Genomic DNA, 20,026 nt, shown 5'->3' with positions numbered 1-20,026 from the left:
CGCAGGGATCAGCCTGCCGTGGCCGCTGCGTGCAGACGTTGGAGGATATCCAACGCCTCAAGAATCTCTTCCCTGGACGGCGGGGGCGATTCATCCTCCGGCGGATAGCGATAGTCCGTGGCCCAGGCGGTGAACGGCCGGCATCGATCGAGATCGGCGCTCAACATCGGATGCAACGGCGCCACGGCATCCGCCAACTCGTCAAGGTCATGAATTTTGCGAAAACCTACGCCAGCAGCGATCAACAAGCCCTTCATGGTTTTTTCCGCCGCCTGCTGACAATGATAGGCGGCGTTCCCCAGGGAAGGCGGCTCGATGGAAAGGCAGGCCCGAACCACACGCAGATCCTCGGCAGCGACGGCCCACCAACGCCCCGCCGCCTCCAGGACAACCTTGCGGTCAGTGCCGTTCATAGACGACGACACCTTCCTGATCGGCGGTATGGGACAAGGACCCGACCACGCCCCGCCTGCGCTCGAACACCGATTCCCGGCACGCGACGATGTCGACCGCGCGGTGGTAGGTCTTGCGCGCCTCGTACTTGCCTCGCCAGGACAGCCGCTCCGGCGGCGTATCGTCATCGACGATGATGAAGAGGTCGTAGTCGCTGTCATCCCCCGCATCGCCACGGGCTTGCGAACCGAACAGGATCACCTTGCGCGGCTGGAAATATTCCACGACCGGACGAAGAAGCTCGTTCGGCACCTCCGCTGCGGAAGCTCGGCTCTCCTGCTTGCCCCTTTCCTGCCCGACCGTCGCCATGATCGTTCCCTTCAGCAACGCTCAACCATAACAAAGACTACGCACGACCGGCAGCCATCCGCCGCACCGAAGCACCGTGATACCATAAGGAACGGGGGATTGAGGATGTTCCTGTAATGTTCTATATTCTGCTTCATGGCGAAACGTGTGATAAAACTCTCTAAATGGGTAGCGGAGAACGGCATCAGCAAGCTGACCGCTTGGCACTACCCCACGGCCGGCAAGATCCCCGGCGCCTACAAGAAGCCGAACGGGCAATTCATCGTCGAGGTTGAGGAACCGGAACCGGAGACGTACGCCGCGCTCTACGCCCGCGTGTCTTCCCACGATCAGAAGGCCGACCTCGACCAGCAAATCGCCCGACTCGCCACCCATGCCGCCAACGCGGGGCTGAAGGTTGGCAAAGTCGTCATGGAGATCGGCTCCGGGCTCAACGACAAGCGTCGGGAGCTTACCAAGCTCCTCGCTGATCCCGCCGTCGACACCACCGTTGTCGAGCACAAGGATCGGCTCACCCACTTTGGCTTCGAACACCTCCACTCCGCACTCGCGGCCACGGGGCGCAGGATCATCATCGTTGCCCCTGGAGAGGTCGAAGATGATCTCGTTCACGACATGGTCGACCTGATAACCTGTCTGTCGGCTCGTCTTTACGGCCGCCGCTCTGCGCGCAATCGTGCCAAGCGGGCGTTGGAGGCGCTCAATCCGTGAGCCGCACCTTCTGCGCCCTTGTCCGCGATCCGCTTGCCGACGCCGTTCTGGCGCCGTTCGGCGCGATCATGGCTCGGGCTCGACATTGGCAGTTCCGCGAACTGCACATCCGCGGGTGCGCCAAACTCACCGTTCGCAAGGCCGCGCAGGCCCGGTTCGGCTTGACCAAGCGCCATGCGCTGGCCAACGAGTTCGATCTCGATCAGGCGGTCAACGCCTGGCGCGGCACGCTGGAGCACCGCCGGCAGTCCTTGTCTGATCGCCTCGAGGCGGTCGGCGATCGCGTTGCCCGCCTCGACCGGCAGATCGCTGATCCCAAGACGTCGGACCGCAAGCGTCACCAGAAGGAATTCACGCGCCACCAGAAGAAGCTCCACATCGGCACGCTTCAGGCGGCGCTGATTCAGGTGAACCACGACCTGCGCGGTGCGCCGCAGGTCTGCTTCGGCGGACGCGCGCTATTGCGTGACGGCGAGACGGAGGCATGGCGCGTCAAGCGGAGCAGCCGCTTTCTGCTGGTCGGCTCCAAGGACGAGAGCGGCGGTAACCAGACCTGTCAGTACGATCCGGTCAAGGGCACACTCACGCTGCGTCCGCCGGACGCCGTGATCGAGGAGTTGCGCGCTGAGCACGGCGACCGTTTCGACCGGCATGGGCGCATCGTGCTGGACGGCGTGCGGTTCCGCTATGGCCAGGACCGCGTGGCTGCAGCCGTGGATCGAGGCGTTGCACTGACCTGGCTGCTGTTCCGCGACGAGCATGACCGTTGGCACGCGCACGTGTCCTTCGACGAGGACCCGGCCGAGGTCGTCACCGATCTGCGGGTTGCCTGTCTGGGTGTTGACCTGAATGTGGACCATCTCGCCATCGTGGTTGCCGACCGCTTCGGCAATCCGATCGACCGCCTGCGGCTGCCGTTTCCTGAGGCGGGGACCGAGGCGGACGTGGCTGCGGCGATGATCGGCGATGCGGCGCGCGACCTGTGTGCGTTGGCGCTGAAGCACGGCGCCGGTGTCGCCGTGGAGAAGCTGGATTTCGGCCGCGAGAAGGCCGCCCCGAAGGAATACGGGCGCAAGCACGCCCGCCGTTTGTCGTCGTTCGCCTACAAGGCGTTCTACGAGGCGCTGGCGGCACGCTGTGCTCGTGAGGGGATCGATCTGCACGCGGTCAACCCCGCGTTCACCTCGGTCATCGGGGGACTGAAATACGCAACGGGCCGAGCCATGACGCGCCATGAGGCGGCAGCTCTGGTGATCGCCCGGCGTGCTCAAGGATTCGGAGAGCGTCTCGTCTGTATGCTGGATGGCACCCTCGACGCACCTGGAAGGATGCGCGCGAGGCATGTGTTCAGCCGATGGCGGGCCGCTGGCCGAAGGCTATCCGCGGAAGGCAATGGTGCCGTTCGACCGCGGCGGTCGGCTGGAGGAACACGACGGACCGGGGCGGCGTCGGATGGGAAACTATCCAGCAACGCCGGGCCTGCGCAGCGGACACGGAGCCGACGCGCGGAGAGGACCGGGTCCGGCTCCCAGCAAGTCGGGGGCGCCGTTGCCCTGGCGAGTCAGGCCTGAAATGTCTGATGATTAAATCACCAACGGTTGCGCAAAGCCGTGCCGGCCGTCACACATTCATCTGCCGCAGGCGGGATCCCCGTCCGGGCGGCCCAGTCCTTTCGAACGGAACGGCATGATGAGCACAGCGGACACCGCACCCGATCTCCAGGCGCCCGACATCCAGTCTCTGGAAAGCGCCTATCGCGGCCGCAGCGCGCGGGTGGCGGTGATCGGGCTCGGCTATGTCGGGCTGCCGCTGGCCCTGGCGCTGACCGGGGCCGGCTTCGCGGTCACCGGCTTCGACATCGACCCGGCGAAGGCGGCGGCGCTGAATGGCGGGCGCTCCTACATCCGGCAGATCGCCGACGGGCGCATCGCCGAGGCGGTGGCGACCGGGCGGTTCCGGGCGACGACCGATGCCGACGAATTCGCCGCCTGCGACGCCGTGATCGTCTGCGTCCCCACCCCGCTGTCGCCGCAGCGCGAACCGGACCTGAGCTTCGTCGAGGCCTCCACCCGCCTGATCCGCGACCGGCTGCGGCCGGGCCAGCTGGTGGTGCTGGAATCGACCACCTGGCCCGGCACCACCGACGAGGTGATGCGGCCGATCCTGGAGGAGACCAGGCTGGCCAGCGGGCGGGATTTCTTCCTGGCCTATTCGCCCGAGCGCGAGGATCCCGGCAACATCACCTTCACCACCAGCACCATCCCCAAGGTGGTCGGCGGCGACGACGAGGGGGCGCGGCGGCTGGCGGTGGCGCTCTACGAGCAGGTGGTGCCGCAGGTGGTCCCCGTCTCCGGCACGCGGGCGGCGGAGGCGACCAAGCTGACCGAGAACATCTTCCGCTCCGTCAACATCGCCCTGGTGAACGAGCTGAAGATCGTCTTCGAGCCGATGGGCATCGACATCTGGGAGGTGATCGAGGCGGCGAAGACCAAGCCCTTCGGCTTCATGCCCTTCTATCCCGGCCCCGGCCTGGGCGGCCACTGCATCCCGATCGACCCCTTCTACCTGACCTGGAAGGCGCGCGAGTACCAGATCTCCACCCGCTTCATCGAGCTGGCGGGCGAGGTCAACACGATGATGCCGCGCCATGTGGTGGACCGCCTCGCCCTGGCACTCGACCGAAAGTCCGGGATCGGGCTCAGCCGGTCGCGCATCCTGCTGGTCGGCATGGCCTACAAGAAGAACGTCGACGACAGCCGGGAATCGCCGGGGCTGCGGCTGATGGAGATGCTGCTGGAGCGTGGGGCGGCGGTCGACTACCACGACCCCTTCATCCCGGTGCTGCCGGTCACCCGCGAGCATGCGGCGCTCGCCGGCCGGACCTCCATCGCCTGGGAACCGGAAACGCTGGCGGGGTTCGACGCGGCGGTGATCGTCACCGACCATGACGGCATCGACTATCCAAGCCTCGCCGCCCATTGCCCGCTGGTGGTCGACACCCGCAACGCGATGCGGACCGTCGAGGGCATCAAGGGCTTCGCCGACCGCATCGTCAAGGCCTGAGGAAACCCGGGCCGCCGGAGGAGGGCCGGCCGCCTCCCTCCCGTGGCCCCCTGCCGCGAACCGGTGCAGGGCTCAGAGTTCCTCTTCGCCGCCGAAATCGCCCCAGCCGCTGTCCTCGACCGTCTGTTCGACATGGTCGGTGGCGGCAGTGGCCGCGTCGGTGGCGGCGGTCGCGGCCTCAGCCGCCACCGCCTCGCCGCCCGAGAACATGCTGGACAGCGCGCTGCCGATCAGCATGCCGCCGGCGACGCCGGCCGCTGTCTGCATGGCGCCGGCCATGAAGCCGCCGCCGGCCCGCGGCTGCTGGGCATAGGCGGCGACGCGCGGGTCGCCATAGGCGGGAGTGCCGGGAGCAGCCGGCGGACGGCCCCAGGGCGAACCGGACGGCATGGCGGCAGCGGCCGGGGCGGCCGCCGGATATGACGGCTGCGGAGCGGGCTTGGCGGCACCGCCGAACAGGCTGCCGAACAGACCGCCACCGCCGGATTGGGCCGGGGCGGCTGCAGCGGCGGGACGCTCGCGCAGTTGGCGCTCCAGTTCCTCGTTGCGGCCCTGGGAGGCGGCGAGCGCCTGCTCCATCATCACGATGGCCTGCGCCATCAGATAGGGGGCGGCCGGCTGGCGGGCGATCCGTTCGCGGATCAGCGCCTCGGCCTCGGGATCGCGCGGGCCGGATTGCGCCTCGGCCTGATGCAGCTTGGCGAACAAGTCGTCGATGATCTGGCGTTCGGTGTGGTCCATGGCGATGCTGGTCCTCAAAGAGGGTTGCAAAAGGAAGGGAACAAAAAGGCCCCTGGTTCGGTCACCCCTCGGCACCTGTCGGCAGGCAGGAACGCTGGCGCGGGCCTGCATCCGCAGAATGAGTGAAAGACGGGATTGGACCAGGGTAGGGGCGGGGAGTGCCGCGCTTCGGTGCGGGGCTGTCGGTTTTTCAGCAAAGATAGTCCCTCCAAGTGCGCTGAACCTCCCCATAGCTAACGCCGGGGGTTCTGGGGGTGCCTGCGCCGGACCTCTCTGCGGCTCTCGCTTGCGCTACAGCATCCGCAGCCTCGGTCCGGCGGCCCTCCCCCTGCAACGGGCGATCCGCTCCGACGCCCTTTCGGACGTTGGGAAGGGCGAAGCCCACCCCAATCGCAGATTGGTTGAAGCCCGACGCCGCCCGTCTCAGCAGCGGTTCCGCAGCCGCCCAATGCACCGCGCATTGGGATGTGTCGAGCCTGTCCCATTCGACAAAGCGCGCCAGCCACGCCGAATACAAATCGCGCTGTACCCGGCTGCCATCAGCAAGCACGTGCCACCGCTGGGACAGCGGCTTCTTCACGTACTCGCCCGTGTCGTGGCTAATCTGCGACAGCCGCGTCGTCCGCGTTGCAAACTCGACCACCGAAGCACCGGCACTCGCAGCCTTGCGCTTCAGCATCGAGACGAACAGGGACGGCGCGCGACGCTTCACGCTCCGGCCGAAATTCCTCTGGAAACTCCGGTAACTCACCTTCTCCGTCTTGATGGTGTTCCCCTGCGCCAGCACCCGGTTGGCGAGTTCGCCGTGGGCACGCTTGCGCTCCGCTGCCAGACGCCGTTCCACCTCAGCCTTCTTGGCCGCCAGGACGCGGTAGCGGCGCGAGCGCACTGCGATGCGCGCACCCCGGCGGTACGTGCCGTCCGCATTGAAGGCGTCGGGGTTGGTGGCGCGGCGGGACCGGTCCATGGCGCGCTGGAAACGGCGGATCGCCCGGTCCATGTCGGCCACGCCTGGGCAGAACGGCTCCAGCGTGGCATCCGTGTCCGACACGGCGGCGAGGGTGCTTGGCCCGAGGTCCAGGCCGACGATGCCTGCGCCGACCGGAAGGCGCTCCTTGCGCGGCGCCAATCCCTCCTGCACCAGTTGGGCGTACCAGCGCGTCTTGCCGCGCACGCTCCGTCGCAGGACGCGGACGTACTTGGTCCGGCACGACAGCGCCTGCTCCTGCCAACCGTCGCGGTCGCGCGGATCGCGCAGGAGCGGCAGGACGAGGCCGTCCCACAGCACGACGGGTATTTCGTCCTGCCAGCGCAGGCGGATCACCGCGTCGCCCTTGCCCTCGACCGAGTGCAGGCGGTTCTTGCCCTTGAAGCGGGGGCGCCCCCGCTTGCCAAAGGCGTGCATCTGCACCGCCTTGAAGGCGCGCAAGGACGTGGTCTGCGTGTCGTGGCTGCCGAGGTGCTGGCCGATCCAGCAAGCGTCCCGGCAAGCCTCGGCGTGCTTCTGGATCGATGCGGGGAAGAAGCCGAAACGCAGCACGGTCGCCTTGAACAACGCCGTGCGCTGCTTTCCTTTGAGCATGGCGCGGGCGGCCTGCCAGTCCTTGGACTGGCGCATAAGGGCAAGGCGCTTCAGCGCCTCGTCCAGGCAGGCATTGTATATGTGGCGTGCCGCCTCAAAACGCACCGCCAATACACGCTCGTCCGCCGCGTTGGTGCACAGTGGAAGTTCGGCAATGAAGGACGGGGTGGCGGCGCGCATAGCTTTGACATTCCTCTGGTTGTCAATGGTCTGCGTAATGACGGCAAGCGGCGCCGCGCCGCCGGTGCAGGCGAAGTACAGGACTCGACGGCGTTGTTCTTCGAACGATGCTCGCTTGTCGCTATTAGACAGCGCCTCCCTAGCCAACGTCCCCGCGATTTCGCCTGCGGCGAAGCAGCGCTGCTCCCATGGCCAAAGCCACGGACTTGCATGCTGCCAAGGTCACGCCCGTCGGCGCAAAAGCAGGTGAAGAGATCCGACATCGCGACCACGTCTAAGTCGCCAGAGGGGCCCGGATCCAGGTGTTGAGCACGTGGCCCCGTCCCGCTTTCCTGTCAAGACGGCACCTGCACAATTTGCGCCCCAAGGGGGCCGGGCTTGGAGCGGGGCCTGGACCGGCGATTTTCCCCATCCTATAAGAGGCCATGGCAACATTGCAGGAAGCGCTGATCGCAGCGCTGGATCATCAGGAGGCCGGGCGCTTCGGCGAAGCCGATATCCTGTATCGCCGCATCCTCGATGCCGCCCCCGGCCATCCCCATGCGCTTCACCTATGGGGCATCCTGGCAGCGCTGACCGGACGGCCGGAGGAAGCCGCAGGCCGGATCGCGCAGGCCATCGCCGTCACTCCCGACGTCGCCGATTTCCATGTCAATCTGGCGCGGGTCCAGGCCGCGCTGAACCGGCCCGACCGGGCCGCCCGGCATTACGCCCATGCCGTCACCCTGCGGCCAGACGAGGCGGGGACACGCTTCCAACTGGCAGGGTTGCTCCAGGAACTGGGGCGACTGGCCGAGGCAGAGGAGCAGTATGAGGTACTGCTGGCGGCGGCGCCACTCCATGCCGACCTCCACCTGAACCGTGCGCTGCTGTGCGAGGCGCAGGGGCAGGCTTCGAGGGCGCGGGACGGCTTCCGCACGGTGCTGATGCTGGAACCGGCGTCCCCCAAGGCGCTGCTGCGGCTTGCTGCCATGGAGCAGGGGGCGGGGCGAAACGGTGCCGCCCTGGCCATCCACCGTCGCGGCATGATCGCCCTGGGAAACCCGTCTGATGCCTGGCCGTTCACCACCCTGGCCACGCTGCTGGCGGGGGAGGGGCTGCCGGAGCGGGCGGCGGAGGCCGCACGCATCGCCGTGACGCTCGCGCCCGACGACCCCGTCCTGTGGAACGAGCTTGGCAACCGACTGAAGGGCCTGGGGCGGCAGGGGGACTCCCTTGCGGAGTCGGTGGCCGGCTATGGCCGCGGGCTGGTCCTGCTGCCGGGGAATCCCGTGCTGCTGAACAACCGCGCCGACGGCTGGCTGAAGCTGGGAAGGCTGGAGCGGGCGGAGCGGGACGCGCGGGCCGCGGTCGCGGCGGACGCCGGCTTCGCCATGGGCTGGAACACGCTGGGCTCCGCCCTGATGGCGCGGGGAGATGCCGGGAACGCGCTGGACGCCTATGACCAGGCGATGCAGGCCGACCCGGCCAACCACGCTCAGGCCCGCTTCAACCGCTCCATCGCCCTGCTGACGCTCGGCCGGCTGGCGGAGGGGTGGGACGAGTATGAACAGGGTTGGGCCGTGGCCTCCGGCCGGTTCCCGCGAGTCGGATTTCCCCAGCCGCTTTGGGACGGGCAGCCCCTGGCCGATGGCGGGCGGGGCGACGGCAGCCTGCTGGTGTGGGGCGAACAGGGGCTGGGCGACGAGGTGATGTTCGCCAGCCTGATCCCACAGCTGGCCGGGGAAGGCGTGCGGGTGGTGCTGGACTGCGACGCGCGGCTGGCCCCGCTGTTCGCCCGCGGCCTGCCCAACACCCAGCCGGGCGTCACCGTGGTCGCACGCACCGAACCGCTGAGCGGCCGGCTGACCGCGCCGGACGTGGCCGCGCAAATCCCGGCCGGCAGCCTGCCGCGCCTGATGCGCCGCCGGATGGAGGATTTCGCCGGCCGCCAGCCCCCCTTCCTGAAGGCCGATCCCGAGCGGGTGGCGGAGCTGCGGCAGCGGATCGGGGACGGCCATGGACATGGATATCGGCTGGTCGGGCTTTCCTGGAGCAGCAAGAACGCCTCGGTCGGGCATCTGCGCTCCATCCCGCTCGACCGGCTGGCCGGGGCACTGGACGGGACGGATGTCAAACTGGTCAGCCTGCAATATGGCGACGTCGCCGCGGAGGTTGCCGCCGCCGGCATCGCCGATCCGGGGCTGGACGCCTGGGGCGACATTGATGGGCTGGCGGCGCTGATCGCCGCCATGGATCTGGTGGTGTCGGTGGACAACTCGACCGTCCATCTCGCCGGCGGGTTGGGGCACCCAACCTGGGCGCTGCTTCCCCACGCCGCCGACTGGCGCTGGATGCAGGGGCGCCACGACACGGTCTGGTATCCGTCGGTCCGGCTGTTCCGGCAGACGGCGCCGGGCGACTGGGACGGCGTGCTGCGGGACCTGCGCGAGGCGATGCGGCAGGGCTGAAGGGACGGGCCGGAGGCGCGATTTTGCTCCCGCCATATGGACGCCGAAGGGAACTGTCCGCTTTAGCCGGCAGGGGAATTCGGTCCGCAAACTTGCGAAGCGCTCGGGCGGGCATATATCAGAACAAACGCAGGACAGCACGGCGCTTAGGAGCTGAGCCAAAATAGATGAATCGACCGGGCTTGCTGTGCGGTCGGGGATTCTCAGGGGGCGTCGGGGTCGGTAGACTCGTCGGCATGATTGATGAAGCCGTGCTGCGCCGCCAATATGCCCTTTTGCGTCCGAGCCTGGACGAGCGGGGCCGCCGTCTGTTCGCCGCCACCCAAGCGCAGGCGCTCGGCCGTGGCGGGATCGCCGCGGTGGCACGGGCCACCGGGATCGCACCGAGCACCATTGGGCGCGGTTTGAAGGAGATCGCCGCTGGCGTAGCGCCGTCTGGGCCACGGTTACGGCAGCCGGGCGGTGGGCGCAAGCGGTTGACTGACAGGGATCCGCTGCTGGAGCGCGCCCTGCTGGAGTTGGTCGGGCCGATGACGCTGGGCTGTCCGGAGCGGCCGTTGCTATGGGTGTCCAAGAGCCTGGAGAAGCTGGCGGCGGCCTTGCGGGACAGAGGTCATCGGGTGTCGGCCAACTCGGTGCGCCGCCTGCTGCGTCGGCTCGGCTTTTCCCGTCAGGGCAACCGCAAGGCCAACGAGGGGCGCGGCCATCCCGACCGCGACGCACAGTTCGAGCACATCAATGCCCAGGTGCTGACTTTCCAGGCCGCCGGCGCTCCGGTCATCTCGGTGGACACCAAGAAGAAGGAGTTGATCGGCCCCTACAAGAATGCTGGAACCGACTGGTGCCCCGAGGGGAAGCCGCGCCGAGTGAACGTGCACGACTTCGAAGACAAGGAGCGCGGCAAGGCCATTCCGTACGGCGTCTACGACGTCGCCGAGAACGCCGGGTGGGTGAGTGTCGGGGTGACCCACGACACCGCCCAGTTTGCTGTCCAGTCCATCCGTCGCTGGTGGCAGACGATGGGACAGGCCCGCTACCTGCAGGCCCGCACCCTGATGATCACCGCAGACGGTGGCGGCTCCAACGGCAGCCGGGTCCGGCTGTGGAAGGTGGAATTGCAGAAGCTGGCTGACGAAACCGGCCTGACCATCAGCGTCTGCCATTACCCGCCGGGCACCTCGAAGTGGAACAAGATCGAGCATCGCCTCTTCTGTCACATCTCGCAGAATTGGCGCGCTCGCCCACTGACCAGCCGGCTCGCCATCGTCGAACTGATCGCCGCCACCACCACCAAAACGGGCCTGACGGTTGCCTGCGAACTCGACACCGCAGACTACGCCAAGGGTATCAAGGTAGCAGACGCCGAGATGGACGCTCTCGCCATCACCCGAAACGCCTTCCATCCCGAGTGGAACTACAACATCGCTCCCCGAGCAGAGATAAACGCACTTATTTTGGCTTAGAGCCTTATGCTTCTCAGCTACAAATACCGCATCCACCCGAACCGGCGTCAGCGCGAAGCGCTCGACGAGATGCTGTATTGGTTCTGCCAGCTCTACAACGCCGGGCTTCAACAGCGCATCGAGGCCTATCGCCGGCAGGGCGTTTCACTGAACTACAAGGCCCAGGCCGACGAACTCAAGCTGCTGCGCGCCGAGGTGCCGGAGCTGGGCACCTATTCGTTCTCAGCCGAGCAGTAGGTGCTGCGCCGGCTCAACAAGACCTTCAATGCCTTCTTCGGTCGTGTGAAGCGTGCCGCCAAGGCTGGCTTTCCGCGCTTCAAGGCGTCTGCCCGCTTTCACGCGGCCGACTTCCGTTTTGGTGATGGCCTGACGATGAAGCCGGGGCGACGGTTGTCGATCGTCGGGATTCCAGGCCTGGTGAAGGTCAAGTGGCACCGCGACTGGCCGTCGGGTGCGGCGTGCGGCGCGGCCGTCATCACCCGCCAGGCCGGCAAGTGGTATGTCGTGTTCCAGCTCGATGCGCCGGTGGCCCACTCGGTGACCGGGCCGGTCACCGTCGGCCTCGACGCCGGACTGTTGGCGCTGGTGGCGCTGTCGGACGGCGCTCTGGTCGAGCGGCCGAACTGGACCAAGAAGGCCGCCAAGGGGCTGCGCAAGCGCCAGCGGGCGGTGTCTCGCAGCCGCAAACCGGATCTGCGAAGCAAACGCCGGAAGAAGGCGAAGGCGCGTCTGGCGGCTTACAGCCACAAGGCCGCCAACCGCCGCGCCGATTACCTGCACAAGCTGGCGGCGGACATCGTCGCCCGCTACGACCGCATCGCGGTCGAAGACCTCAAGATTCAAGGCCTGGCCCGCTCGATGCTGGCCAAGGACGTGTTGGACGCTGCGTGGGGCCTGTTGAGGGCGCTGATCGCTTACAAGGCCGAGAGAGCCGGTAAGCTGGTGGTCGCCGTCGATCCGCGCGGCACGTCGCAAGAGTGCCCGTGTTGCGGCGCCAAGGTCGAAAAGACTTTGGCCGATCGCGTGCACCGGTGCCCGGAATGCGGTCTGGTCGAAGACCGCGACGTGGCGGCCGCGTCCGTCATCGAGTTCCGGGCCTTCGGGCACAACAAATTCAGGCCTGGATCGGGCCTTCGGACGCCAAGCGGGCGGGTTGCCGCGTAGCTTGTCCGAAAAGCCGCCGCGCTTTAGCCGGCGGAGTGATCACTCGGCTTGCCTTTTGCTTTCAAAAGAACATATTGCGAACATCTTCAAGGGAGAGGGAAGCCTCCACGGTGGATGACGCGCTGCTCGACAAGCTCGGGATTCTGGCCGACGCGGCGAAATACGACGCCTCCTGCGCGTCCTCGGGCGCCAAGCGGCGGACGGGCGGGCCGGACGGCATCGGCTCGACCACCGGGGCCGGCATCTGCCACGCCTATACGCCGGACGGGCGTTGCGTCTCGCTGCTCAAGATCCTGCTGACCAACTACTGCCTGTTCGACTGCGCCTACTGCATCAACCGCCGCTCCTCCAACGTGCGGCGCGCGCGCTTCAGCGTGGACGAGGTGGTTCAGCTGACGCTGGGCTTCTACAAGCGCAACTGCATCGAGGGGCTGTTCCTGTCCTCCGGCATCATCCGCTCGCCCGATTACACGATGGAGCAGCTGATGCTGGTGGCGCGCACGCTGCGGCGCGACCATGGCTTCGCCGGCTACATCCATCTGAAGACGATCCCGGAGGCCAGCCCCTGGCTGATCGAGCAGGCCGGGCTGTGGGCCGACCGTCTGTCGATCAACCTGGAACTGGCCTCCGACCGCAGCCTGAAGGAGTTCGCGCCGGAGAAGGACGGCGGCGCCATCAAGGCGGTGATGGGGCAGGTGGGCGAGCGCATCCTGGAGGCCAAGGAGGAGAAACGCCGCTTCTCCCCCGCCGGGCAGAGCACCCAGATGATCGTCGGCGCCGACGCCTCCACCGACCTGTCGGTGCTGGAGACCAGCGACACGCTTTACCGCCGCTATGGCCTGCGCCGGGTCTATTACTCCGCCTTCAGCCCGATTCCGGAGGCGAGTTCCGCCCTGCCGGCCAAGCCGCCGCCGCTGCAGCGCGAGAACCGGCTGTACCAGGCCGACTGGCTGCTGCGCTATTACGGCTTCACGGTGGAGGAGATCGCCGCCGGGGGCGAGGGCGGGATGCTGGATCTGGGCATCGATCCCAAGCTGGCCTGGGCCCTGAAGAACCGCGAGCGCTTCCCGGTCGACGTCAACAGCGCCGACCGCGAGATGCTTCTGCGCGTGCCGGGGCTGGGGGCGCGGGCGGTCGACAAGATCGTCGAGGCGCGGCGCCACACCACCTTGCGGCTGGAGGATGTGGCGCGGCTGTCGTCCGGGCTGAAGCGGGCGCGCGCCTTCCTGATCGCCGCCGACCACCATCCGGGCGGGCTGACCGACCGCGCCGACCTGCGGCAAAGGCTGGTGGCGCCGCCCAAGCAGCTCAGCCTGTTCTGACCATGTACCGCGTGGACCTGAAGGACGGCGCCGACCTGGACGGCTTCCGCCGCGCGCTGCGCGGGCTGGTGGCACTCGGCGTCGCACCGGACGAGGTGGTGTGGAGCGGCGGGGCGGCGCCGTCGCTGTTCGGGGATGAGGTGCCCTTGCCGGCGGACGCGCCGCCGGTTCCGCTGCCGCGCCCGGTGGGCGAACTGATCGGCACCGTGGTCTGCCACCGCGATCCGGAACGCTACGCCCTGCTGCACCGGCTGGTCCGGCGGGTGCTGCGGGGGGAGCGCGACATCCTCGACCACCATGCCGATCCGCTGGTGCATCGGCTGGCGCTGCTCGACAAGGCGGTGCGGCGCGACCTGCACAAGATGCATGCCTTCCTGCGCTTCCGCGAGGTGCGCGATCCGGATGGAGGGGAGCGCTACGTTGCGTGGTTCGAGCCCGACCATTTCATCGTCGAGGCCACCGCCCCCTTCTTCGTCGAGCGCTTCGAGAGCCTGGTCTGGACCATCCTGACGCCGGTCGGATCGCTGCATTGGGACCGGCGGTCGCTGACCGTCGGACCGGCGGCTTTGAGGCCGGAGGGGCTCGACCGCGACGACCGCTTCGCCGAGGGCTGGCAGCGTTATTACGAAAGCACCTTCAACCCGGCGCGGGTGAACCCCACCGCGATGCGGGCGGAGATGCCGCGGAAATACTGGGCCAACCTGCCGGAAGCGGCGGCGATCCCCGGCATGATCCGCTCCGCCCCCGCCCGCGTGCAGGCGATGATCGAGGCGGAGGCCGCAGCCCCCCGCCACCGCAACCCCGACAAGGCCGTCGCCGCCATGGCCCGGCAGGAGCCGGCGACGCTGGCCGAGCTGAACCGCATCATCCGCAGCGCGGATCCATTGGTACCGGGAGCCACCCAGGCGGTGCTGGGCGAGGGTCCGGAGGGGGCGGCCATCGCCATCGTCGGCGAACAGCCCGGCGACCAGGAGGATTTGGAGGGCCGTCCCTTCGTCGGCCCGGCCGGACAGCTGCTGAGCCGCGCGCTGGAGGAGGCCGGGATCGAGCGCGGCGCCGCCTACCTGACCAACGCGGTGAAGCACTTCAAGTTCGTCGCCCGCGGCAAGCGCCGCCTGCACCAGTCGCCGACCGCCGGCGAGGTGAAGCATTACCGCTGGTGGCTGATGAAGGAGCTGTCCTTCGTCCGCCCGCGTCTGGTGGTGACGCTGGGCGCCACGGCGGCGCTCGCGTTGACCGGGCGCAGCGTCTCGGTCCTGCGGGAGCGCGGGCGGATGGGGTTCGGCGATTGGGAGGGCTTCGTCACCGTCCACCCGTCCTACCTGCTGCGCCTGCCAGCCGGGGAGACGGCGGAACTGGCCTATCAGGACTTCGTCGCCGACCTGCGGCGGGCGCGGGAACTGGTGGAAGGGGCGGGTTGACGGCTGTCATGGGTATGATCAAGTATGATCAAATACTCCATGGAGACTCGTCGTGGCAGAGATCGAGCGTCTGACCATCACCTTGCCGGCCGCCATGGCGGCGGCTGTGAAGGGCGCCGTTTCCGGCGGCGACTATGCATCGAACAGTGAGGTCATCCGCGAGGCTCTGCGCGACTGGGCGGTGAAGCGCGCCCTGCAACGCCAGGAATTCGCATCGCTGAAGGCGGACATCGACCGGGGCATGGCCGATCTGGCCGAAGGACGCCTGAGGGACTTCAATGCCGACCGGATCGCCAAACGGGGGAAGGCATTATCCGCCCGCTCCCGCTCCGCCTGACCAGGAGGGGGGCTGCGCAGTCTCCTTGCCTGTGCTATGGCCGCTGTTGGCCTCAGGGAGCATGCCACCTCACCCACCCGCTGCGCAGTCGCTGGGGGGGCGATACATCAGGTCGTCGTCCAAACCACCGCTGTCCCCAGACCACAATCGCAAGCGCACAGGCTGTCTGTGACCGGAGCACCCTCGGGTTCGGACCAGCAGACGATCTCCCGCCAGCCGGAGCCCAGCCCCCACACAAACATCGCACGCCCTCCATCGGCTGTGTGGCGTTGGTCGAGGAGAACCATCCCCGGTGCCGGAGGGGAGTAGCGGTTAGGCCAGTCGACTTCGTAATGCTGTCCAGGCACGAGAGAGTTGCCGTCGACCATAACGACCTCCGTTCCAAAAGAGACCCAATTATACACTGGAGAGAGAAATACTGTGAAATTTTTATCGATTTTTCGAGCATTACACCTCGGTAACCTATATGATTTGATGGTCATATCTGCTGTTTTTCAGCTCTATGCTGGTATCACAAAGTGGCCTTTGGTGACGTCAGGGGGCAGTCAGGGGCGCGCGTCCAGGGGCCGGTTCTGCCAGATCGTCACCTCCTCGATCAGCCAAGCCCTCGGGGCCGCCGACGCCCGCGATCCGGACATGCTGTCCTTCCTGCACACGGTGCGTGTGGTGCGCCGCCATTTGCCGCTTCACGCGGCGTTTTCCCCCTCGGCGACGGCAACGGATGCTGGTGATGGTCCTGGCTGAAATCTGGGCGGTGCCCGCGGAACGGAGCCGCGGGCGCCACAATCCGCGCGTGGTGAAACGCAAGATGAGCAATTTTCCGACCCGCAGCCGGGCCGCCGCCACGGACCATCGCCGCTGGAGCTATGAGGACCACATTCACGTCCTACCGCCCACTGACCTGCAGCCGCCGGCTCCCCTTCCCAAAACGCCCGAACCAGTACCTGCGGCTGAACTGCCAACCACCACGGGAGATCGCCGTGCCGTGACACCGGACCGTCAGCATGTCAGGGCGTGGCGTGTCAGCGGCCTATCGCGAGACGACTACTGCCGCCACCACGCCCTCGAGCCAAACGCCTTCAATCATTGGGTGGACTGCCAACGACCCAGCGTCCGGCCCAAGTACCGCAATCTTCAAGGTGATCCTTAACGACACGGTATTCCGGCTAGGTTCAGTCGCCGAAGTCGGAGTATCAGGCCCATGCTTGCTTGAGACCGAGCCTCTCACCCTGGTGCCTGCAGGATGCCGAAGAGCCACTCGACGCCCAGGTCAGCGAGCGAGGCCTTGGTCGCAATCGCCTGGATCCTGTTCGGGCACGAGGATACTGGCAGCGCCGAGATCCTGAGGCCGTAGCGCGCCGCGTGCATCTCAACGAGCTTCTGCGGCAGGGCAGCGACAAGATCCGTCGCTGCCACGAGCCCCATCGACTGCATGAAGTTCGGCACTGTCAAAGCGATTCGCCGGGAGCGGCCAAGCCGTGCCAGTGCTTCATCGAACAGGCCTTCCGCATCACCCGTCATCGAGACGACCACGTGCCGCATCTCGCAGTACCGGTCCAGTGTGGGGTCGTCGGCGAAGGGATGCTCTGCGCGTGTTGCAACGACAAAGTTCTCCTCATACAGAGTCCGCGCGACGAACCGGGCGGGCACTTCCTCGACCGGGACGACCGCCACGTCGATCGCGCGGGATTCCAAATCGTCCAAGGCGGCCTGCCACGCGCGGGCGACGTCCGCGATGCCCGGCAGGGGCAGGAGTTGCCGGACCCCGAGGTCAACGCCGGGGGCGCGTGTTGCCAGCGTCTCAAGCAGAGTGGGCAGGAGCACCGCCGAGACCCCGTCCGGCGCGCCGATGATGAAGCGGCGGCTGGTGGTCGCGGGGTGGAAGGGTTCGGCGCTCGTCACGACTTGCCGAACCCTGGCGAGGATATCGGCGATCGGCCCGGCCAGCTCGAGCGCGCGCGCAGTCGGGACCACGCCCTTGGGCGTTCTCAGGAAGACCGGGTCGTTGAGGAGCCGGCGCAGGCGCCCAAGACCGTGGCTGACCGCCGAGGGCGATAGATTCAGCCGCTCGGCCGCGCGCCCGACATGGCGCTCCTGCAGGACGACCTCGAACAGGACCAGGAGGTTGAGGTCGGCGCGCGAGAGGTCGGGCTCTATCATTGGTCCCGGTCCGGCGCCTGGGCTTGGCCGAACTGGACGGTGTCGTGTTCGGCAAGCGTCGTGGAGATCTGGGCTTCATCCCGCAGGTTCTTCAGCTTGGCAATGAGACGGTCGAGGTTGGGCGTGAGGACGATCAAGTAGCGGCAGGGTTCGGACGCGATCAGGTAGGTGTGCGCCACGCCGGCGGGCACGAAGACGGTCGTTCCCGCCGGGGCCTCGACCTCGCCATCGGCGAAGCGGAACCGGAGCGCTCCTTCGAGCACGTACCAGGCCTCGTCGTCAGACCGGTGGACGTGAAGGTAGCGTGGACCGGGCTCGCTCCATTCCCGGATGATCAGGGAGGTTCCCAGCACCGCCAACGGCGGCGAACCCGGGCCGGCGACGATCGGTGCGGCAAGCACCTTCGCGGACGGAGCCATGGCGTGTTCCTTTCGATCCAAGGCTTGGAAGGGCGCGGTCCTCCTACAGTTCGCCTTCTCTCATGGAAATGGCTCCTGCATCCAGCGGCGGAAATTCAGCACCGTGCTGAACGGAATCGTCCAGCATTGCATTCAGTTCCGTTCAGCACATCAGTAAATATTCGTCGTTTGCTCTTGTCCCCCTCGACGGGGAGGACTGAAAAGGTCGATTGGCATCCCAGAAAAGGACAAGAGAAATGGACGACTACACCTACTACTTCCTGCTCAACGCCGAGGCCCACATGTCGCGGGTGCGCCGGAACACACACGCTGATTCCATTGATCACGACGGCGACGCCCGGACACCCGTGCCGGCGGTGGATATCGTGGCGTTCTGGCGCGCGGCGGGGTCATCCCTGTGGTTCGCCAAGGATGCGGAGTTCGACCGGCGCTTCCGCGACCGCTTCCTCACCCTTCACGAGGCCGCTGCCAGCGGCGAGTTGGCCGACTGGACGGCGACACCGGTGGGATCGCTGGCTCTGATTATTCTGCTAGACCAGTACCCACGCAACGCCTTTCGCGGCACGCCCCGCATGTACGGAACCGATGCACAGGCGCGCGAGATCGCCAAGATGGCTGTTGCGCACGGGCAAGACCGTGTCATCGAGCCTGCATTGCGCATCTTCGTGTACATGCCCTTCGCCCATTCGGAGGCTTTGGCTGACCAGAACCGCGCGGTTGATCTCATTGACCATCTCGGCGGCGTCAACCTCGAGCATGCCCGGCGGCATCGCGATATCATCAGGCGCTTCGGCCGCTTTCCTCACCGCAACCCACTGCTCGACCGACCAATGACGTCGGAGGAGCAACGCTACCTGGATGAGGGCGGATACGCCGGCTAGGTTCTGCCACAGCTGCGCAGCCAGACGATGATCGAGGCGAATTGGACGAAGGCGAGATATGGGCACCCAGCTTATCGTAGCAGGTCGCCACGCGGCGGAACTGCTTCAGCTTCCCGACCAGCCGCTCGACGAGATTCCGCCGCCGATAAGCGGCAGGGTCAAAGTCCGGATTGCCCGGTTGATCGGCACGGCTGGGGATAATCGGCATGATGCGTTTGCGGCGCAACGCCTCAAGCAGCCAAGCAGCTGAGTATGCCTTGTCAGCGATCACGGCGTTGGGCTTCCAGCGCGGTCGGCCGCGTTTGCCGATGCGCAGGACGCCTTGCTCGAACAGCGGACCGACGCCGAGTAGGTCGTGGCGTTCGCCGCCGGTTAGATGCAGCGCCACTGGGCGTCCATGGGCATCCGCGCGCAGGTGCAGCTTGGTCGAGAAGCCGCCGCGCGAGCGGCCAAGCGCCTGCTCGCCCGACGCACGTCGCGCCCCGGCGGCATGGGCGTGAGCGCGGATAACGCTGGCGGTGACTACTCTCGGCTCTGAAGAGCCGAGCTTCCGCGCCTCGCGACGCGACGATCCTGTTTCCGACCGGCCGCCCGGTTCGATCCGCAGGCCAACCCCGGAGGTCCTCCGGTTGCGAGGCCAAGCCTCAGAATGTTCTTTGCGGCGTTGAGATCGGCATTTTCGACGTGCCCGCAGGCTTGGCACAAGAACACCGACTGGCTGACGCGGTTGTCCGCATCGACATGACCGCATCGGCAGCACCGCTGACTGGTATAGGCGGCAGGAATGGCGACGACGCGACTTCCATACCAGGCCGCTTTGTAGTCCAGCATGGCGCGGATTTGCGCCGGGGCCACGTCGAGCAGGGAGCGGTTGAGTCCGGCCTTGGCCCGAACGTTGCGTCCCGGCTCATCGACGGTGCCGGCCGCGCTTGCCGTCATGGTGCGCACCTTCAAATCCTCGACAACGATGATGCCGTGGTTCTTGGCAATCCTCGTCGTCGCCTTGTGCGCGGCGTCCTTGCGCCGCCGCGCCAGACGCGCCTGGAACCGGGCGACGCCCAGACAGGCTTTCTGCCGGTTGCGCGATCCGTTCCTCCGGCGGGCAACCCACTGCTGCAACGCTGCCAGCCGGCGGCGCTCTTGTTTTGTGATGCGCGGTAGCATGACTGCCTCGCCCGTGGACAGCACCATCGGCTTGGCAATGCCCAAGTCGATGCCGACCGCCGGTCCCAAATTTGGATTTGCCTGAAATACGCTCTATCGGCCATGAAAAGAGTGGAAGAGGGGACTTTCTTCCAGTTGTCCTTCAGACCCGTCGCGTAAAAAGAAAAGGGCGGCTCCGAGCCGCCCTTCCAGATCGCCACGGAACG

The 20,026-nt window shown here is 67.0% G+C and carries 20 protein-coding genes; 12 read left to right on the top strand and 8 right to left on the bottom strand.

All coding sequences use genetic code 11. The annotated features are described in order from the left end of the window. Positions 1-8: 8 nt before the first annotated feature. Together ACWPKK_RS29720 and ACWPKK_RS29715 are read right to left on the bottom strand one after the other, a co-directional pair. The gene (locus tag ACWPKK_RS29720; protein WP_452011773.1) at positions 9-413 is read right to left on the bottom strand and encodes a HEPN domain-containing protein; all 405 of its coding nucleotides are present in this window, start codon (positions 411-413) and stop codon (positions 9-11) included. Further along, entirely contained in the window at positions 400-762 is a 363-nt protein-coding gene (locus ACWPKK_RS29715; protein ID WP_452011771.1) for a nucleotidyltransferase family protein, read from the bottom strand. Before ACWPKK_RS29715 ends, ACWPKK_RS29720 begins: the two co-directional genes overlap by 14 nt. A 150-nt stretch (positions 763-912) precedes the next feature. Here ACWPKK_RS29715 and ACWPKK_RS29710 point away from each other — a divergent pair, with 150 nt between their 5' ends. The 3 genes from ACWPKK_RS29710 (at position 913) to ACWPKK_RS29700 (ending at position 4,536) form a co-directional block, all read left to right on the top strand. After that, complete coding sequence (locus ACWPKK_RS29710; RefSeq protein ID WP_452012135.1) at positions 913-1,473, top strand: IS607 family transposase; 561 nt, start codon at positions 913-915, stop codon at positions 1,471-1,473. Next, positions 1,470-3,044 carry a hypothetical protein gene (locus tag ACWPKK_RS29705; RefSeq protein WP_452011769.1) on the top strand — a complete coding sequence of 525 codons (1,575 nt, stop codon included), beginning with the start codon at positions 1,470-1,472 and terminating at the stop codon, positions 3,042-3,044. The genes ACWPKK_RS29710 and ACWPKK_RS29705 overlap by 4 nt, the downstream gene beginning before the upstream one ends. A 118-nt stretch (positions 3,045-3,162) precedes the next feature. Continuing rightward, on the top strand, positions 3,163-4,536 hold the full coding sequence (locus tag ACWPKK_RS29700) for a nucleotide sugar dehydrogenase (protein WP_452012133.1): 1,374 nt from the start codon (positions 3,163-3,165) through the stop codon (positions 4,534-4,536). Positions 4,537-4,608: 72 nt separating this feature from the next. Here ACWPKK_RS29700 and ACWPKK_RS29695 read toward each other — a convergent pair whose 3' ends face one another. Continuing rightward, positions 4,609-5,277 carry a DUF2076 domain-containing protein gene (locus tag ACWPKK_RS29695; RefSeq protein WP_452011766.1) on the bottom strand — a complete coding sequence of 223 codons (669 nt, stop codon included), beginning with the start codon at positions 5,275-5,277 and terminating at the stop codon, positions 4,609-4,611. A 190-nt stretch (positions 5,278-5,467) separates the two neighbouring features. Then, on the bottom strand, positions 5,468-7,039 hold the full coding sequence (locus tag ACWPKK_RS29690; protein WP_452011764.1) for a hypothetical protein: 1,572 nt from the start codon (positions 7,037-7,039) through the stop codon (positions 5,468-5,470). Positions 7,040-7,464: 425 nt separating this feature from the next. Between ACWPKK_RS29690 and ACWPKK_RS29685 the strand changes: the two genes are divergently transcribed. The 8 genes from ACWPKK_RS29685 (at position 7,465) to tnpA (ending at position 16,346) form a co-directional block, all read left to right on the top strand. Continuing rightward, entirely contained in the window at positions 7,465-9,489 is a 2,025-nt protein-coding gene (locus tag ACWPKK_RS29685; RefSeq protein ID WP_452011761.1) for a tetratricopeptide repeat protein, read from the top strand. A 236-nt stretch (positions 9,490-9,725) separates the two neighbouring features. Next, positions 9,726-10,952, top strand: coding sequence for an ISAzo13 family transposase (locus ACWPKK_RS29680; protein WP_452006970.1), 1,227 nt, complete (start codon positions 9,726-9,728; stop codon positions 10,950-10,952). A 6-nt stretch (positions 10,953-10,958) separates the two neighbouring features. After that, positions 10,959-11,189 (top strand): helix-turn-helix domain-containing protein, encoded by a 231-nt coding sequence (locus tag ACWPKK_RS29675; protein ID WP_452011759.1) that lies wholly within the window; start codon positions 10,959-10,961, stop codon positions 11,187-11,189. Continuing rightward, positions 11,190-12,116, top strand: coding sequence for an RNA-guided endonuclease InsQ/TnpB family protein (locus tag ACWPKK_RS29670; RefSeq protein WP_452011757.1), 927 nt, complete (start codon positions 11,190-11,192; stop codon positions 12,114-12,116). A gap of 110 nt (positions 12,117-12,226) precedes the next feature. Continuing rightward, positions 12,227-13,438 carry a putative DNA modification/repair radical SAM protein gene (locus ACWPKK_RS29665; protein ID WP_149225203.1) on the top strand — a complete coding sequence of 404 codons (1,212 nt, stop codon included), beginning with the start codon at positions 12,227-12,229 and terminating at the stop codon, positions 13,436-13,438. Between the two features lie 2 nt (positions 13,439-13,440). Beyond that, positions 13,441-14,859, top strand: coding sequence for a UdgX family uracil-DNA binding protein (locus ACWPKK_RS29660; RefSeq protein WP_452011754.1), 1,419 nt, complete (start codon positions 13,441-13,443; stop codon positions 14,857-14,859). A 52-nt stretch (positions 14,860-14,911) separates the two neighbouring features. Beyond that, positions 14,912-15,196 (top strand): ribbon-helix-helix domain-containing protein, encoded by a 285-nt coding sequence (locus ACWPKK_RS29655; RefSeq protein ID WP_452011751.1) that lies wholly within the window; start codon positions 14,912-14,914, stop codon positions 15,194-15,196. Positions 15,197-15,917: 721 nt separating this feature from the next. After that, positions 15,918-16,346 carry an IS66 family insertion sequence element accessory protein TnpA gene (gene tnpA / locus ACWPKK_RS29650; RefSeq protein ID WP_452011749.1) on the top strand — a complete coding sequence of 143 codons (429 nt, stop codon included), beginning with the start codon at positions 15,918-15,920 and terminating at the stop codon, positions 16,344-16,346. Between the two features lie 74 nt (positions 16,347-16,420). Here the strand turns inward: tnpA and ACWPKK_RS29645 are convergent, their stop codons facing one another. Then, positions 16,421-17,356 (bottom strand): LysR family transcriptional regulator, encoded by a 936-nt coding sequence (locus ACWPKK_RS29645; RefSeq protein WP_452011746.1) that lies wholly within the window; start codon positions 17,354-17,356, stop codon positions 16,421-16,423. Then, positions 17,353-17,775, bottom strand: a complete 423-nt coding sequence (locus ACWPKK_RS29640; protein ID WP_452011744.1) for a cupin domain-containing protein — start codon at positions 17,773-17,775, stop codon at positions 17,353-17,355. The genes ACWPKK_RS29645 and ACWPKK_RS29640 overlap by 4 nt, the downstream gene beginning before the upstream one ends. Before the next feature lie 236 nt (positions 17,776-18,011). Here ACWPKK_RS29640 and ACWPKK_RS29635 point away from each other — a divergent pair, with 236 nt between their 5' ends. After that, a complete protein-coding gene (locus ACWPKK_RS29635; RefSeq protein ID WP_452011742.1) occupies positions 18,012-18,656 on the top strand; it encodes a DUF924 family protein in 645 nt (214 codons plus the stop codon). On the opposite strand, the gene ACWPKK_RS29630 is transcribed toward ACWPKK_RS29635, so the two are convergent. Together ACWPKK_RS29630 and ACWPKK_RS29625 are read right to left on the bottom strand one after the other, a co-directional pair. After that, positions 18,556-19,164 (bottom strand): IS5 family transposase, encoded by a 609-nt coding sequence (locus tag ACWPKK_RS29630; protein WP_452012131.1) that lies wholly within the window; start codon positions 19,162-19,164, stop codon positions 18,556-18,558. The two genes, ACWPKK_RS29635 and ACWPKK_RS29630, sit on opposite strands and share 101 nt — an antisense overlap. A gap of 14 nt (positions 19,165-19,178) precedes the next feature. Then, positions 19,179-19,889 carry an RNA-guided endonuclease InsQ/TnpB family protein gene (locus tag ACWPKK_RS29625; RefSeq protein ID WP_452011739.1) on the bottom strand — a complete coding sequence of 237 codons (711 nt, stop codon included), beginning with the start codon at positions 19,887-19,889 and terminating at the stop codon, positions 19,179-19,181. Between the last annotated feature and the right edge of the window lie 137 nt (positions 19,890-20,026).

It is taken from the genome of Azospirillum largimobile, assembly GCF_977007025.2.
The sequence above is the reverse complement of the archived record's forward strand: the minus strand, read 5'-3'. Positions and strand labels throughout refer to the sequence as shown.

What these genes read in the sequence shown, in the direction of transcription:
- tnpA (WP_452011749.1), top strand. Translation starts at nt 15,918, where the DNA reads ATGCTGGTGATGGTCCTGGCTGAAATCTGGGCGGTGCCCGCGGAACGG.
- ACWPKK_RS29635 (WP_452011742.1), top strand. Translation starts at nt 18,012, where the DNA reads ATGGACGACTACACCTACTACTTCCTGCTCAACGCCGAGGCCCACATG.
- ACWPKK_RS29690 (WP_452011764.1), bottom strand. Translation starts at nt 7,039, where the DNA reads ATGCGCGCCGCCACCCCGTCCTTCATTGCCGAACTTCCACTGTGCACC.
- ACWPKK_RS29700 (WP_452012133.1), top strand. Translation starts at nt 3,163, where the DNA reads ATGAGCACAGCGGACACCGCACCCGATCTCCAGGCGCCCGACATCCAG.
- ACWPKK_RS29720 (WP_452011773.1), bottom strand. Translation starts at nt 413, where the DNA reads ATGAACGGCACTGACCGCAAGGTTGTCCTGGAGGCGGCGGGGCGTTGG.
- ACWPKK_RS29695 (WP_452011766.1), bottom strand. Translation starts at nt 5,277, where the DNA reads ATGGACCACACCGAACGCCAGATCATCGACGACTTGTTCGCCAAGCTG.
- ACWPKK_RS29660 (WP_452011754.1), top strand. Translation starts at nt 13,441, where the DNA reads ATGTACCGCGTGGACCTGAAGGACGGCGCCGACCTGGACGGCTTCCGC.
- ACWPKK_RS29675 (WP_452011759.1), top strand. Translation starts at nt 10,959, where the DNA reads ATGCTTCTCAGCTACAAATACCGCATCCACCCGAACCGGCGTCAGCGC.
- ACWPKK_RS29640 (WP_452011744.1), bottom strand. Translation starts at nt 17,775, where the DNA reads ATGGCTCCGTCCGCGAAGGTGCTTGCCGCACCGATCGTCGCCGGCCCG.
- ACWPKK_RS29685 (WP_452011761.1), top strand. Translation starts at nt 7,465, where the DNA reads ATGGCAACATTGCAGGAAGCGCTGATCGCAGCGCTGGATCATCAGGAG.
- ACWPKK_RS29680 (WP_452006970.1), top strand. Translation starts at nt 9,726, where the DNA reads ATGATTGATGAAGCCGTGCTGCGCCGCCAATATGCCCTTTTGCGTCCG.
- ACWPKK_RS29645 (WP_452011746.1), bottom strand. Translation starts at nt 17,356, where the DNA reads ATGATAGAGCCCGACCTCTCGCGCGCCGACCTCAACCTCCTGGTCCTG.
- ACWPKK_RS29715 (WP_452011771.1), bottom strand. Translation starts at nt 762, where the DNA reads ATGGCGACGGTCGGGCAGGAAAGGGGCAAGCAGGAGAGCCGAGCTTCC.